At 73.4% G+C, this 13,441-nt stretch carries 13 protein-coding genes; 7 read left to right on the top strand and 6 right to left on the bottom strand.

What is annotated here, in order from left to right:
* Nucleotides 1-10: 10 nt before the first annotated feature.
* Nucleotides 11-1,354, bottom strand: a complete 1,344-nt coding sequence (locus tag ACQRUO_RS07245) for a CynX/NimT family MFS transporter (RefSeq protein WP_428314909.1) — start codon at nucleotides 1,352-1,354, stop codon at nucleotides 11-13.
* A gap of 84 nt (nucleotides 1,355-1,438) precedes the next feature.
* On the opposite strand from ACQRUO_RS07245, the gene ACQRUO_RS07240 reads away from it, so the two are divergent.
* Nucleotides 1,439-2,125 (top strand): FadR/GntR family transcriptional regulator, encoded by a 687-nt coding sequence (locus tag ACQRUO_RS07240; protein WP_428314908.1) that lies wholly within the window; start codon nucleotides 1,439-1,441, stop codon nucleotides 2,123-2,125.
* 108 nt (nucleotides 2,126-2,233) lie between these two features.
* Here the strand turns inward: ACQRUO_RS07240 and fabI are convergent, their stop codons facing one another.
* Together fabI and fabG are read right to left on the bottom strand one after the other, a co-directional pair.
* Nucleotides 2,234-3,007: an enoyl-ACP reductase FabI gene (gene fabI, locus ACQRUO_RS07235; RefSeq protein ID WP_428314907.1), complete on the bottom strand. Its 774-nt coding sequence runs from the start codon at nucleotides 3,005-3,007 to the stop codon at nucleotides 2,234-2,236.
* Nucleotides 3,008-3,012: 5 nt separating this feature from the next.
* On the bottom strand, nucleotides 3,013-3,732 hold the full coding sequence (fabG, locus tag ACQRUO_RS07230; protein ID WP_428314906.1) for a 3-oxoacyl-[acyl-carrier-protein] reductase: 720 nt from the start codon (nucleotides 3,730-3,732) through the stop codon (nucleotides 3,013-3,015).
* Between the two features lie 280 nt (nucleotides 3,733-4,012).
* Between fabG and ACQRUO_RS07225 the strand changes: the two genes are divergently transcribed.
* The 6 genes from ACQRUO_RS07225 (at nucleotide 4,013) to ACQRUO_RS07200 (ending at nucleotide 10,019) form a co-directional block, all read left to right on the top strand.
* Nucleotides 4,013-5,164 (top strand): MBL fold metallo-hydrolase, encoded by a 1,152-nt coding sequence (locus ACQRUO_RS07225; protein WP_428314905.1) that lies wholly within the window; start codon nucleotides 4,013-4,015, stop codon nucleotides 5,162-5,164.
* Nucleotides 5,165-5,362: 198 nt separating this feature from the next.
* Nucleotides 5,363-6,907 (top strand): TldD/PmbA family protein, encoded by a 1,545-nt coding sequence (locus tag ACQRUO_RS07220; protein ID WP_428314904.1) that lies wholly within the window; start codon nucleotides 5,363-5,365, stop codon nucleotides 6,905-6,907.
* A complete protein-coding gene (locus ACQRUO_RS07215; RefSeq protein WP_428314903.1) occupies nucleotides 6,907-8,328 on the top strand; it encodes a metallopeptidase TldD-related protein in 1,422 nt (473 codons plus the stop codon). The genes ACQRUO_RS07220 and ACQRUO_RS07215 overlap by 1 nt, the downstream gene beginning before the upstream one ends.
* A gap of 45 nt (nucleotides 8,329-8,373) precedes the next feature.
* Complete coding sequence (locus ACQRUO_RS07210) at nucleotides 8,374-8,928, top strand: RNA 2'-phosphotransferase (protein WP_428314902.1); 555 nt, start codon at nucleotides 8,374-8,376, stop codon at nucleotides 8,926-8,928.
* A 111-nt stretch (nucleotides 8,929-9,039) separates the two neighbouring features.
* Entirely contained in the window at nucleotides 9,040-9,414 is a 375-nt protein-coding gene (locus ACQRUO_RS07205; RefSeq protein ID WP_428314901.1) for a DUF3099 domain-containing protein, read from the top strand.
* 353 nt (nucleotides 9,415-9,767) lie between these two features.
* Entirely contained in the window at nucleotides 9,768-10,019 is a 252-nt protein-coding gene (locus tag ACQRUO_RS07200) for a hypothetical protein (protein ID WP_428314900.1), read from the top strand.
* Between the two features lie 42 nt (nucleotides 10,020-10,061).
* Here the strand turns inward: ACQRUO_RS07200 and moaA are convergent, their stop codons facing one another.
* The 3 genes from moaA to ACQRUO_RS07185 all read right to left on the bottom strand — a co-directional run bounded on the left by moaA (nucleotide 10,062) and on the right by ACQRUO_RS07185 (nucleotide 13,234).
* A complete protein-coding gene (moaA, locus tag ACQRUO_RS07195; protein ID WP_428314946.1) occupies nucleotides 10,062-11,069 on the bottom strand; it encodes a GTP 3',8-cyclase MoaA in 1,008 nt (335 codons plus the stop codon).
* Between the two features lie 93 nt (nucleotides 11,070-11,162).
* The gene (locus ACQRUO_RS07190) at nucleotides 11,163-12,791 is read right to left on the bottom strand and encodes a solute symporter family protein (RefSeq protein WP_428314899.1); all 1,629 of its coding nucleotides are present in this window, start codon (nucleotides 12,789-12,791) and stop codon (nucleotides 11,163-11,165) included.
* Nucleotides 12,788-13,234: a DUF485 domain-containing protein gene (locus ACQRUO_RS07185; protein ID WP_428314898.1), complete on the bottom strand. Its 447-nt coding sequence runs from the start codon at nucleotides 13,232-13,234 to the stop codon at nucleotides 12,788-12,790. The genes ACQRUO_RS07190 and ACQRUO_RS07185 overlap by 4 nt, the downstream gene beginning before the upstream one ends.
* Between the last annotated feature and the right edge of the window lie 207 nt (nucleotides 13,235-13,441).

Here is a 13,441-nt window from a genome sequence, read left to right as displayed (position 1 = left end):
CCGTCCCCGATCAGGCGGAAACCGGGGTCGGCGCCACCTCGTCCTCGATGTGCCGGGCCCGGGCCGCGCGCAGGCCGATCAGCAGCTGCGGCACCAGCAGCACCGCCAGGAAGCCGAGCGGCAGCGCCCAGCCGCCGGTGCGCTGGTAGAAGGTGCCGACCAGGATCGGGCCGGGGATCGAGATCAGGTAGCCGACGCCCTGGCTGAAGGCGGACAGCTGGGCCACCCCGCCGCTGGTCCGGGCCCGCAGCCCGATCATGGTCAGCACCAGCGGGAAGGCGCAGTTGGACAGCCCCAGCAGCACCGCCCAGAGCCACTGCCCGGCGGCCGGCGCGAAGGCCAGCCCGGCGTAGGCGGCGATCCCGCAGCCGGCCAGCACCACCACGAAGATCCGCTGGTCGCCGCGGCGGGCCGCCCAGTTGGGCAGCACGAAGGAGACCGGCACGCCGATCGCCATCACCAGCGCCAGCAGCACGCCCGAGGTGGACGCGGAGACCCCGGCGTCCTGGTAGATCTGCGACAGCCAGCCCATGGTCGCGTAGGCGCCGGTGGCCTGGCAGCCGAAGTAGATCGCCAGCGCCCAGGCGGTGCGGCTGCGGATGATCGGCAGCCGCACCTCGGCCGCGGCGCCCTGCGCGGTCGGCCGGCCATCCCGCCGCACCACCACGGTGACCACCCAGACCAGCACCCCCAGCGCGGCCAGCACCGCCCAGCTGCCCAGCCCGACCCGCCAGTTCCCGCCGAGCGCGCCGGTCAGCGGCACCGCCAGGGCCGCGGCCAGCGCGGTGCCGGCGGAGAGCGCCATCGAGTACAGGCCGATCATCGGACCGACCCGGTCCGGGAAGTACCGCTTGATCACCACCGGCAGCAGCACGTTGGCGACCGCCACCCCGCCCAGCGCGACCGCGGTGAGCAGCAGGAAGACGGCGGTGCCGCCGGCGGCGGAGCGCGCCGCCACGCCCGCGGTGATGGCGCCCATCCCGGCGGCCACCACCAGGATCGGGCCGAACCGGCGGGCCAGCGCCGGGGCGGCGAAGCCGAAGACGGCGAAGCAGAACGAGGGCACGGCGGTGAGCAGGCCGGCCACCGTGGCGCTCATGTGCAGGTCGGTGCGGACCTGGTGGAGCTGCGGGCCGAGGCTGGTGACCACCGGGCGCAGGTTGACCGCCGCCAGCGCGACGGCGAAGGCGAGCAGCCAGCCGAGCCGCTGCCCGCGCCCGGCGGGCGGCTGAGCAGCGGGCGGCTGGGCGGCGGGCAGCTGAGCAGCGAGCGGCTGGGTGGGCGTGCGGGTGGCGGCGGAGGTCGGTGGAGTGGCGGCGGAGGACACGGGGGACACGGGCGAAGCGGCGGACATGAGGCCATCATAGAATGATGGGATGAATTAGCGCGCCCCTCCCCGAGGGAAGATGGTCACCAGTCGAGCCCACCAAGGAGCACCATGACGCTGTCCTCGCCCCGGCGCACCCCGCTGGCCGACCAGGTGATCGCCCAGCTGCGGGCCCAGATCACCTCGGGCGAGTGGCCGGTCGGCTCCCGGATCCCGACCGAGGCCGCCCTGGTGGAGGAGCTGGGCGTGGCCCGCAACACGGTGCGCGAGGCGGTCCGGGCGCTGGCCCACAACGGCCTGCTGGACATCCGGCAGGGCTCGGGCACCTACGTGCTCGCCACCAGCGAGCTGGCCGGCGTGATGCACCGCCGGTTCGCCACCGCCGAGCAGCAGGAGGTGGCCGAACTGCGCTCGGTGCTGGAGGCGGGCGCGGCGGCGCTGGCCGCGGCCCGGCGCACCGACCGGGACCTGACCCTGCTGCGCGGCACCCTGGACCGGCGCGAGGAGGCCTGGTTCGGCGGGGACACCGAGGTGTTCGTGCAGGCCGACGCGGCCTTCCACCAGGCCGTGGTGGCCGCCGCGCACAACGACGTGCTGGCCGCGATCTACGCCGACCTCGGCGAGGTGACCCGGGCGCACCTGCGGCACGACATCGGCCCGGTGCTCTCCCCCGAGCGCTACGTCGGCCACGACCGGATCCTGGCCGCGATCGCCGACGGCGACCCGGCGGCCGCCTCCGCGGAGTCCTCCGCGGTGATCGGCGCATGCTCCCGGATGGACGCCGAGGCCGGGGCCTGACCTCCCCGCCTGGGAAAAGACACCGGCGGAAAAGCAACGGACCCCCGCCGCGGCCGGCTGTACCGGCTGCGACGGGGGTCCGTCAGGTCGTGGCAGGTCCGCGGGCGGTCAGGCGCCGATCGCGTGCAGGCCGCCGTCCACATGGACGATCTCGCCGGTGGTCTTCGGGAACCAGTCCGACAGCAGCGCGACGACGGCGCGGCCGGTCGGCTCCATGTCGGTGACGTCCCAGGCCAGCGGGGAGCGGCTGTTCCAGGTGTCGGCCAGCAGCTCGAAGCCCGGGATGGACTTGGCGGCCATCGACCGCAGCGGGCCGGCCGAGACCAGGTTGCAGCGCACGTTCTGCTTGCCCAGGTCACGGGCCAGGTAGCGGGAGGTCGCCTCCAGCGCCGCCTTGGCCGGGCCCATCCAGTCGTACTGCGGCCAGGCGATGGTGGCGTCGAAGGTCAGGCCGACCACCGAGCCGCCCTCCGGCATCAGCGGCAGGCAGGCCATGGTCAGCGACTTCAGCGAGAACGCCGAGACGTGCATCGCGGTGGCCACCGACTCCCACGGCGTGTTCAGGAAGTTGCCGCCCAGCGCGTCCTGCGGCGCGAAGCCGATCGAGTGCACCACGCCGTCCAGCGAGCCCAGGTGCTCGCGCACCTGGTCCGCCAGGCCCGCCAGCTGCTCGGGGTTGGTGACGTCCAGCTCCAGCACCTTGACGTTCTCGGGGCGCGGCAGCTTCTTGGCGATCCGCTCGGTCAGGCTGGGCCGCGGGAAGGCGGTCAGGATGATCTCGGCGCCCTGCTCCTGGGCCAGCTTCGCCGCTTGGAAGGCGATGGAGGACTCCATCAGCACACCGGTGATCAGGATCCGCTTGCCTTCGAGGATTCCGCTCATGTCGCTCAGTGACCCATGCCCAATCCGCCGTCCACGGGAATGACGGCTCCGGTGATGTACGCGGCCTCGTCGGAGGCGAGGAACCGCACGGTGGAGGCGATCTCGGCGGGCGCGGCGTACCGACCCAGCGGCACCCCCGAGACGATCTCCTTGCGGCGCTCCTCGGTGAGCACCGCGGTCATGTCGGTGTCCACGAAGCCGGGGGAGACCACGTTGACGGTGATGCTGCGCGGGCCGAACTCACGGGCCAGCGAGCGGGCGAAACCGACCAGGCCCGCCTTGGAGGCAGCGTAGTTGGCCTGGCCCGGGGAACCCAGCAGACCCACCACGGAGGAGACCAGCACGATCCGGCCGCGCTTGGCCCGCAGCATCTTCGCGGCGGCCCGCTTGACCACCCGGAAGGTGCCCACCAGGTTGGTGTCGATCACCGAGGTGAAGTCGTCCTCGGTCATCCGCAGCATCAGCACGTCCTTGGTGATGCCGGCGTTGGCGACCAGCACCTCGACCGGTCCGTGCTGCGCCTCCACCTCACTGATGGCGGCGTCGACCTGGGCGCCGTCGTTGATGTCGCAGCGCACCGCGATGGCGCCGAGCTTGGCCAGCTCCTCCGGGAGCTCGCCGGAACGGCTGGTGATGGCGACCTTGTCGCCCGCCTCGGCGAACGCCTGGGCGATGGCGAGGCCGATGCCCCGGTTGCCTCCGGTGACGAGAACCGAGCGGCTCATCGGTCCACCCCTCTCTACTTCTTCCCTGGTCCGCGCGGTGCGGGGTGATCGCACGCAGTGTGACGCTATCGGTTGTCTTCGCGTCCCGACGAATCAGGGCTCGACAGGCGATGAGCGCGGGATCTGTCACGTTCCGACAATTCGCCGGGTCCGCCGCAGCCCGCCGGCTGTCGGGAACACCAGCGGGGCGGGTACCCGTTGGCCTGTCGGTGCGGGCGGGTCGGGACGTAGCCTGTGCCCCGACCGACTGCCGAGAAACTCCAGTAAAGGGCGGCACCCGATGAGCGAGGCAAAACCCCAGGCCAACCGGCGCCGGGGCCGGCTGCTCACCCTCACCAGCGCGGCCCTCGCGCTCGGCGCCGCGGCCTGGGCCCTGCGCGAGGTGCCGGCGGCCTTCGGGCGCCGGCCCGACCCCGAGGGCGACGACCGGATCCGCAACTCTCCCCAGTACGCGGACGGCACCTTCCACAACGCGCCCTCCACCCTGGCCCGGGAGCCGCAGGTGCGGGGCGCCGGCGACCCCAACCCCTTCGTCCGCTTCCTGAGCGACCGCGCGGGCCGCACGCCCGAGGGCACCGTGCCGGTGGTCCGGGACGCCGGCGCCAAGCACCGCCCGGCCGCCGAGGGGGTCGCCGTCACCTGGTACGGGCACGCCTCCGCCCTGGTCGAGCTGGAGGGCGCCCGGGTGCTGCTGGACCCGATCTGGAGCGAGCGCTGCTCCCCCGCCGCCCAGCTGGGCCCCAAGCGGCTGCACCCGGTGCCGGTGGCGCTGGAGGAGCTGCCGGCGGTGGACGTGGTGCTGATCTCCCACGACCACTACGACCACCTGGACATGCACACCGTCAAGCGCCTGCTGCGCAGCCAGTCCGCGCCGTTCGCGGTGCCGCTGGGCATCGGCGGCCACCTGCGCCGCTGGGGCGTGCCGGAGCACCGGATCATCGAGCTGGACTGGGACGAGACCTGCACCCTGGGCGAGCTGACCGTCACGCTCACCGCCGCCCACCACTTCTCCGGCCGCTCGCTCGCCCGCAACACCACGCTCTGGGGCTCCTGGGTGATCGCCGGACGGACCCGCAAGGTCTTCTACACCGGCGACTCCGGCTACTTCGAGGGCTACGCGGCGATCGGCGCCCAGCACGGACCGTTCGACGCCGCCCTGGTCCAGATCGGCGCCTACGACCGCTACTGGGCGGACATCCACCTGACCCCCGAGGACGCGGTGCTGGCCCACCGGGAGCTGACCGGCGGCCTGCTGATCCCGGTGCACTGGTGCACCTTCAACCTGGGCCTGCACCCCTGGGCCGAGCCGGTGGAGCGACTGCTCGCCGAGGCCAAGGCACAGGGCGTGGCGGTGGCGGTGCCCCGCCCGGGCGAGCGGATCGAGGTCGCCGACCCGCCGGAGCTGGACCGCTGGTGGGCCGAACTCGCCTGACTCGACGGACGTCTGACGGGTAGTCAGGCTGACGGAACGGATAATGCCTGGCCAGGAACGCGCTGGCAGGCCATGATGCGGTGCGGGGCCCCGTGACTTCGTCCGCGGTCCGCCGGCCCCCTGCGGCCCCGCGGCAGTCGCGGCCCGCACCGTTCCGCTCCGCCCGCCAGGCCCACTGGCCCGTCCCCAGGGAGTCCGATGCCGCCGTCAGCCAGCGCACCAGACCGCCAGGTCGACCCGCTCTTCCTCGCCCTGCCGCTGCGCGCCCTGGCCGCGGCCGCCCTCGACACCGCCCGCCGGCTCGGCGCCACGCACGCCGACTTCCGGCTGGAGCGGGTGCGCAGCGCCGCCTGGCGGCTGCGCGACGCCAAGCCCGCCGGCAGCTCCGACACCGTCAGCCTGGGCTTCGCGGTCCGGGTGGTGCTGGACGGCGCCTGGGGCTTCGCGGCCGGGGTGGAGCTGACCGAGCGGGCCGCCGCGCAGGTGGCCGAGCAGGCCGTGGCGGTGGCCCGGCTGTCGGCCCGGATCGGCCAGGCGGCCGGCGGCGGCGACCGGGTGGAGCTGGCGGACGAGCCGGTGCACGCCGACGCCACCTGGATCTCCGCCTACGAGATCAACCCGTTCGACGTCCCGGACGCGGAGAAGACCGGTCTGCTGGCCGACTGGAGCTCGACCCTGCTGGCCGCCGACGGCGTCTCGCACGTGGACGCCTCACTGCTGACCGTGCAGGAGAACAAGTTCTACGCGGACACCGCCGGCACCATGACCACCCAGCAGCGGATCCGGCTGCACCCCGACCTGGAGGCCGTCTCGGTCGACGAGCGCACCGGCACCTTCGAGACCATGCGCACCCTGGCCCCGCCGGTCGGGCGCGGCTGGGAGTACCTGCACGGGACCGGCTGGGACTGGGCCGGCGAGCTGGCCCGGCTGCCCGAGCACCTGGCCGAGAAGGTCAAGGCGCCCAGCGTCGAGCCGGGCCACTACGACCTGGTGATCGACCCCACCAACCTCTGGCTGACCATCCACGAGTCGATCGGCCACGCCACCGAGCTGGACCGCGCGCTCGGCTACGAGGCCGCCTACGCCGGCACCTCGTTCGCCACCTTCGACCGGCTCGGCGAGCTGCGCTACGGCTCCGAACTGATGCACGTCACCGGCGACCGCACCGCCGAGCACGGCCTGGCCACCATCGGCTACGACGACGAGGGGGTGGCCACCCAGTCCTGGGACCTGGTCACCGACGGCGTCCTGACCGGCTACCAGCTGGACCGCCGGATGGCCAGACTCAAGGGCCTGGGCCGGTCCAACGGCTGCGCCTTCGCCGACTCCCCGGCGCACGTCCCGGTGCAGCGGATGGCCAACGTCTCGCTGCAGCCCGCGGCCGGCGGCCCGGACACCGCCGAGCTGTTCGCCGGCGTCGAGAACGGCCTCTACCTGGTCGGCGACCGCTCCTGGTCGATCGACATGCAGCGGTACAACTTCCAGTTCACCGCGCAGCGCGCCTACGCGATCAAGAACGGCGAACTGGCCGGCCAGGTCAAGGACTTCGCCTACCAGGCGACCACCACCGACTTCTGGGGGTCGATGGCGGCGGTCGGCGGCCCGCAGACCTACCTGCTGGCCGGGGCGTTCAACTGCGGCAAGGCGCAGCCGGGCCAGATCGCCGCGGTCAGCCACGGCTGCCCCTCCGCCCTCTTCAAGCAGGTCAGGATCCTCAACACGCAGCAGGAGGCGGCGCACTGATGGCTGGTCAGCAGAACTCCCCGCACGAGCTGGTCGAGCGCGCCCTGGAGCTGTCCCGGGCCGACGGCTGCGTGGCCCTGGTCGAGGAGGAGACCACCGCCAACCTGCGCTGGGCGGCGCCGGACAAGCGGCCCGGCGGCGTGCTCACCACCAACGGGGTCACCAGGGGCCGCCGGCTGACCGTGGTCGCCACCGTGGCCGGCGCCCAGGGCACCGCCGCGGCCGCGCTCGGCCGCGAGGCGGTCACCGCGGCGGACGTCGAGGAGCTGGTGCGCGCCGCCGAGGCGGCCGCCCGCGCGGCCGGCCCCGCCGAGGACGCCCAGCCGCTGCTGCCCGCGGGCGGCACGGGCGCCTCCGCCGACTTCACCGCCCCGCCGGCCGAGACCTCGATCGACGTCTTCGCCGACTTCGCCCCCGAGCTGGGCGCCGCCTTCGCCCGGGCCCGGGCCGGCGGCCAGGCGCTCTACGGCTTCGCCCGGCACGAGCTGACCACCAGCTACCTGGGCACCTCCACCGGACTGCGGCTGCGCCACGACCAGCCCACCGGCACGGTGGAGCTGAACGCCAAGGCCGGCGCCGCCTCGGCCTGGGCCGGCGCCGCCACCCACGACTTCCGGGACGTGGACCTGGCCGCGCTGCAGTCCGAGCTGACCGAGCGGCTCGGCTGGGGCAAGCGCCGGATCGAGCTGCCGGCCGGCCGCTACGAGACCCTGCTGCCGCCCAGCGCGCTGGCCGATCTGATGATCTCCTTCTACTGGGCGATGAACGCCCGCGACGCCACCGAGGGCCGCACCGTCTTCAGCCGTCCCGGCGGCGGCACCCGGCTCGGCGAGCGGCTCTCCCGGCTGCCGCTGACGCTGCGCTCGGACCCGGCGGCGCCCGGCCTGACCTGCCCGCCGTTCGTCATCGCACGCTCCTCCACCGACGACCACTCGGTCTTCGACAACGGCCTGCCGATCGGCGCCACCGAGTGGCTGCGCGACGGCGAGCTGGTCGACCTGCAGACCACCCGGCACACGGCGCAGCTCACCGGGCTGCCGGTGCGCCCGGTGGCCGACAACCTGCTGCTGGAGCTGGCCGACCAGAGCGCCGCGCCCAGCCTGGCCGAGCTGGTCGCGAACACCGAGCGCGGGCTGCTGCTCACCTGCCTCTGGTACATCCGCGAGGTGGACCCGGCCAGCCTGCTGCTCACCGGCCTGACCCGGGACGGCGTCTACCTGGTCGAGGACGGCCAGGTGGTCGGCGAGGTCAACAACTTCCGCTTCAACGAGTCCCCGGTCGACCTGCTCGGCCGGATCACCGAGGCCGGGCGCACCGAGCGCTGCCTGCCGCGGGAGTGGAGCGACTACTTCAGCCACGCCGCGATGCCGCCGGTGCGGGTCGCGGACTTCAACATGAGCTCGGTCAGCCAGGCCTCGTAGCCGGCGGCCGAGCGGATCGGACCACTTTTGGATGACATTCCCCCCATGGACGAGCGGCGCACGGTCAAGACCTCCAAGCGCCTCTCCCGACTCCTGCGCCACGACCCGGGAGCCTTCGGCCTGACCCTGGACGAGGGCGGCTGGGTGGCGGTCGACGCGCTGCTCGCCGCGTTCGCCGAGCGCGGCAACCGGCTCAGCCGCCGTGACCTCGACCACGTGGTCGAGACCAACAACAAGCGGCGGTTCGCCTACTCCGAGGACGGCCGGCGGATCCGGGCCAACCAGGGGCACACGGTGGCGGTCGACCTCGGCCTGTCCGCCACCGAGCCCCCGGCGGTGCTCTACCACGGCACCGCCGACCGCACGCTGCCGGCGATCCTCGCCGAGGGGCTGCGCCCGATGAGCCGTCAGGACGTCCACCTGTCGGCCGACGTGGCGACCGCGGTCAAGGTGGGCTCGCGGCACGGCCGCCCCGCGGTGCTCCGGGTGGCGGCCGCCGAGCTGGCCGCCACCGGGCACGAGTTCCGGCTCAGCGCCAACGGCGTCTGGCTCACCGACACCGTGCCACCCGGCTACCTCACCCGTCACGACCTCGGGTGATTCGGTCGTGCCCCCGCTCTCCTCGGGTGCCGCACCCAGGCGTACGGTGAAACGGACCGGGCGGCGTCGGTGTCGTGCGGGGGCAGGGTGAGGGCTGGAGCTAGGGCGGCGATGCAGGTGGGCAGGAGCGCAGACGACGACCGGGTCTTCCGGATCACCGGGGCCCGGACCAGTCTCAGCGAGGACGTCCGGGGGCGGCAGCGCCGCTACATCATCTCGATGCTGATCCGCACCGCCTGCGTGCTGCTGACGGTGGTGCTCTGGAACGTCCAGGTCTACGTGGCCGCCGCGACGCTGGTGGCCGGGATCCTGCTCCCCTACGTCGCGGTGATCATCGCCAACGCCGGGCGGGAGCGGGCCCCGGGCCTGCCGAGCACCTTCGACGTGCCGACCACCACCCCGCTGATGCTGGGCCCGGGCGGCACCGGCGGGGGCGGCGCCGCGGGCCGGGCGACCGGCACTGGCATCGGCACCGACGGGGTCTGACCAGCGCCCCGGCGGCCGGGGACCTCCCGGCCGGTGAACCATCGCACGCTGACTCTCCGTATACGGGTAGGCCGAGGCAGAAGTTGAGGTTTCCGCTCAGCTCCGCCCGGCCTGCCCGTTTTTCATGCTGAATGTCAGCTGTGAAGCTCAGGAAAACCTCAAATAAATCTTGAAAGGCCTAGCCAAGCCCCCACCCCTGCGTGACATACTGCGTACGCGCTCCGCATCCCCCGTCGGAGCGACGGACCGACGCCGGGCGGCTCCCCCCGTGGCTGCCCGGCGTCGCCATGTCCGCTTCAATCCGCGCTCCGACCGGAATCCTGCTCCGTCGCGCCGGGTGAGAAACTTCGATCATGAGCATCGACTTCTTCGGCGCCGCCGACACCGGCCCCGCCGGCCCCCCCAAGTGCTCCGCCAAGGGCTGCCAGGCCGCCGCCGTCTGGGTGCTGGTCTGGAACAACCCCAAGCTGCACACCCCCGACCGCCGCAAGACCTGGCTGGCCTGCCCGGAGCACCGCGAGCACCTGAGCCAGTTCCTGGGCGTGCGCGGCTTCCTGCGCGAGGTGGTGGCGCTGGCCGACTGGACCGAGCCGGAAGCCGACTGAGGTTCCTCGGACGGAGGGCGACTGAGCCGCCGTCAGCCCCCGTCAGCCGCCGATCGCCGACATCGGGCGCTCGGGCTGGTGGAACTGCGGGGCGTCGATGCCCTCCGGGTTGTCCACGCCCGCCCCCGCCTTCTTGCCCCACATCGCCGCCCGCCACAACTCCCCCAGCTCGGCGTCCGAGGCGCCCGCGCGCAGCGCACCGCGCAGGTCGGTCTCCCCGGTGGCGAACAGGCAGTTGCGCACCTGGCCGTCGGCGGTCAGCCGGGTGCGGTCGCAGGCCCGGCAGAACGGGCGGGTGACCGAGGCGATCACGCCGACCGTGCCCGGCCCGCCGTCCACCAGCCAGCGCTCGGCGGGCGCCGCGCCGCGCACCGCGGTCGGCTCGGGGGTGAGGGCGAAGCGGGTGGCCAGCCGGTCCAGGATCTCCTCGGCGGTGACCATCTGCGAGCGGTCCCAGCCGTGCTGGGCGTCCAGTGGCATCTGCTCGATGAACCGCAGCTGGTAGCCGCGCTCCAGGCACCAGGCGAGCAGGTCGGGCGCCTCGCGGTCGTTGACCCCGCGCATCAGCACCGTGTTGAGCTTCACCGGGATCAGCCCGGCGGCCTCGGCGGCGGCCAGCCCGGCCAGCACGTCCTGGTGGCGGTGCCGCCGGGTCAGGGTGTGGAAGGTCTCCGCGTCCAGCGTGTCGAGCGAGACGTTGACCCGGTCCAGGCCGGCCTCGCGCAGCGCGCCGGCGACCTTGGCCAGGCCGACGCCGTTGGTGGTGAGCGAGAGCTCGGGCCGCGGCGCGAGCGCGGCGCAGGCCGCCACGATGCCGACCAGCCCCGGGCGCAGCAGCGGCTCGCCGCCGGTGAACCGCACCTCGCGCACCCCCAGGTCGCGCACCGCGAGCCCGACCAGCCGGACGATCTCCTCGTCGGTCAGCAGCTCGGGCTTCCCGAGCCAGGCGAGCCCCTGCTCGGGCATGCAGTAGGTGCAGCGCAGGTTGCACCGGTCGGTGAGGGAGACCCGCAGGTCCACGGCCTGTCGGCCGAACCGGTCCAGCAGCACGGTGCCCACCTCTTCCCCCGTCGTCGCGGTCATCCATCCGGCGCCCGGCCCACCACGGACCGGGCGCCAGCTTAGACCAGGGGGATCTTGGCCTCAGTGCGCGCCGATCCCGGTGAGGGAACGAACCTCCAGTTCAGCGTACTTCGCCGGGTCGGTGCCGCGGCCGGCCAGCAGGGTGCCGAGCCAGCCGGCCAGGAAGCCGACCGGGATCGAGACCAGGCCGGGGTTCTCCAGCGGGAACCAGTGGAAGTCGGCGTGCGGGAAGAGCGAGGCGGGGGTGCCGGAGACCACCGGGGAGAAGACCACCAGCAGCACCGAGCAGGCCAGGCCCGCGTAGATCGAGCTGACCGCGCCGGCGGTGCTGAACCGCTTCCAGTAGAGCGAGTAGAGCAGGGTCGGCAGGTTGGCCGAGGCCGCCACCGCGAAGGCCAGCGCGACCAGGGCGGCGGTGTTGAGCTTCTCCGCGTAGATGCTCAGCCCGATCGCCACCGCGCCGATCACCACCGCGGCCAGCTTGGCCGTCCGCACCTCCTCCCGCTCGCCGGCCCGGCCGCGGCGCAGCACGTTGGCCCACAGGTCATGGGCGAAGGAGGCCGAGGAGGCCAGGGTGAGCCCGGCCACCACGGCCAGGATGGTGGCGAAGGCCACCGCGGAGACCACCGCGAGCAGCACGGCACCGCCGGTGCTGCCCGGGCCGCCGCCGAGCTGCTGGGCCAGCAGCGGGGCCGCGGTGTTGCCGGCCGGGTTCGAGGCCTTGATCAGCTTCGGGCCGACCAGCGCGGCCGCCCCGAAGCCGAGCGCCAGGGTCATCAGGTAGAACACCCCGATGATCCCGATCGCCCAGAACACCGAGGTCCGGGCCGCCTTGGCGCTCGGCACGGTGTAGAAGCGGACCAGGATGTGCGGCAGGCCCGCGGTGCCGAGCACCAGGGCGAGCGCCAGGCTGACGAAGTCCAGCCGGCTGGTGCCGCTCACCCCGTACTTCAGTCCGGGCGCCAGGAAGGCCGCCCCCTTGCCGCTGGCCTGCGCGGCGGCCCCGAGCAGCGCCGAGGGGTCGAAGTCGTACTTCGCCAGCACCAGGAAGGTCATCACCGCCGCGCCGGCGATCAGCAGCACCGCCTTGACGATCTGCACCCAGGTGGTGCCCTTCATGCCGCCGACCGTGACGTACAGCACCATCAGCGCGCCGACCGCCACCACCGTCCAGCTCTTGGCCGCCTCGCCCTCGACGCCGAGCAGCAGGGCGACCAGCGAGCCGGCGCCGACCATCTGGGCCAGCAGGTAGAAGACCGACACCACGATGGTGGAGATCCCCGCGGCGGTGCGCACCGGGCGCTGCCGCAGCCGGAAGGCGAGCACGTCGGCCATGGTGTAGCGGCCGGCGTTGCGCAGCGGTTCGGCGATCAGCAGCAGCGCCACCAGCCAGGCGACCAGGAAGCCGATCGAGTAGAGGAAGCCGTCGTAGCCGGCCAGCGCGATCGCCCCGGCGATGCCGAGGAAGGAGGCGGCGGACATGTAGTCGCCGGAGATGGCCAGCCCGTTCTGCAGGCCGCTGAACCCGCGGCCGCCGGCGTAGAAGTCGGTTGCGCTGCGGGTCTGCCGGGCGGCCCACACGGTGATGCCCAGGGTGATCAGCACGAACAGCGCGAACAGCGCGAGGGTCAGCGGGCGGTGCTCGGTGCCGGTGGCGGCGGCAGCGGTGTCCAGGGCTCGGGCGTTCACTCGCCCACCTCCTGCAGCACGGACCGGGTGACGTGCCGGGCGCGCAGCGCGGCGGTGGCCGGGTCGAGCCGGCGGTCGGCGAACCTGGCGTACCAGGCGGCGAGCGCGAAGGTGCTGGCGAACTGGAGCAGGCCGAGCAGCAGCGCGACGTTGATGGTGCCGAACAGCGTGGTGGCCATGAAGTCGTGGGCGTAGCAGGACAGCAGCACGTACAGCAGGTACCAGAGCAGGAAGCCCACGGTGACCGGGAAGGCGAAGCCGCGGAAGGTGCGGCGCAGGGCACGGAACTCCGCGCTCCGCTCGATGCCGGGATCGTCCAATCCATCTCTCCTGACGACTCGGTGCAACAGGCCGTGCGCGCCGCGTCGGGCACCGGGGTCCACCGGCCGGGGCCGGGGCGGTGCACTGTGACGGGCGTCACACTCCTGTCCGTGCCGATGCATGCTAGGAGCGATCGCCTGACTGCGGAGGGTGTTTGGCGGCGTCCGGCCCACGCGTCACACTGATGCGCCACGAATCTGGCCGAAACCCGGCGCCCGCAAGCCACTTCTCGGACATGACGGTGGGGCCACGCCGTCAACTGGCGTGGCCCCACCGGGATGTGACTGAACGTCAGATCATCCGACCAGCCCGGAGGCCGGCCTCGAGGA

The sequence above is a fragment of the Kitasatospora sp. LaBMicrA B282 genome (genome assembly GCF_050325825.1).
Lineage (GTDB): Bacteria > Actinomycetota > Actinomycetes > Streptomycetales > Streptomycetaceae > Kitasatospora.
This window is presented reverse-complemented; position numbering and strand designations above follow the sequence as displayed.

Excerpts from the sequence above, each read along its gene's own strand:
- ACQRUO_RS07245 (WP_428314909.1), bottom strand. The coding sequence starts at position 1,354 with ATGTCCGCCGCTTCGCCCGTGTCCCCCGTGTCCTCCGCCGCCACTCCA.
- ACQRUO_RS07240 (WP_428314908.1), top strand. The coding sequence starts at position 1,439 with ATGACGCTGTCCTCGCCCCGGCGCACCCCGCTGGCCGACCAGGTGATC.
- fabI (WP_428314907.1), bottom strand. The coding sequence starts at position 3,007 with ATGAGCGGAATCCTCGAAGGCAAGCGGATCCTGATCACCGGTGTGCTG.
- fabG (WP_428314906.1), bottom strand. The coding sequence starts at position 3,732 with ATGAGCCGCTCGGTTCTCGTCACCGGAGGCAACCGGGGCATCGGCCTC.
- ACQRUO_RS07225 (WP_428314905.1), top strand. The coding sequence starts at position 4,013 with ATGAGCGAGGCAAAACCCCAGGCCAACCGGCGCCGGGGCCGGCTGCTC.
- ACQRUO_RS07220 (WP_428314904.1), top strand. The coding sequence starts at position 5,363 with ATGCCGCCGTCAGCCAGCGCACCAGACCGCCAGGTCGACCCGCTCTTC.
- ACQRUO_RS07215 (WP_428314903.1), top strand. The coding sequence starts at position 6,907 with ATGGCTGGTCAGCAGAACTCCCCGCACGAGCTGGTCGAGCGCGCCCTG.
- ACQRUO_RS07210 (WP_428314902.1), top strand. The coding sequence starts at position 8,374 with ATGGACGAGCGGCGCACGGTCAAGACCTCCAAGCGCCTCTCCCGACTC.
- ACQRUO_RS07205 (WP_428314901.1), top strand. The coding sequence starts at position 9,040 with ATGCAGGTGGGCAGGAGCGCAGACGACGACCGGGTCTTCCGGATCACC.
- ACQRUO_RS07200 (WP_428314900.1), top strand. The coding sequence starts at position 9,768 with ATGAGCATCGACTTCTTCGGCGCCGCCGACACCGGCCCCGCCGGCCCC.
- ACQRUO_RS07185 (WP_428314898.1), bottom strand. The coding sequence starts at position 13,234 with ATGCATCGGCACGGACAGGAGTGTGACGCCCGTCACAGTGCACCGCCC.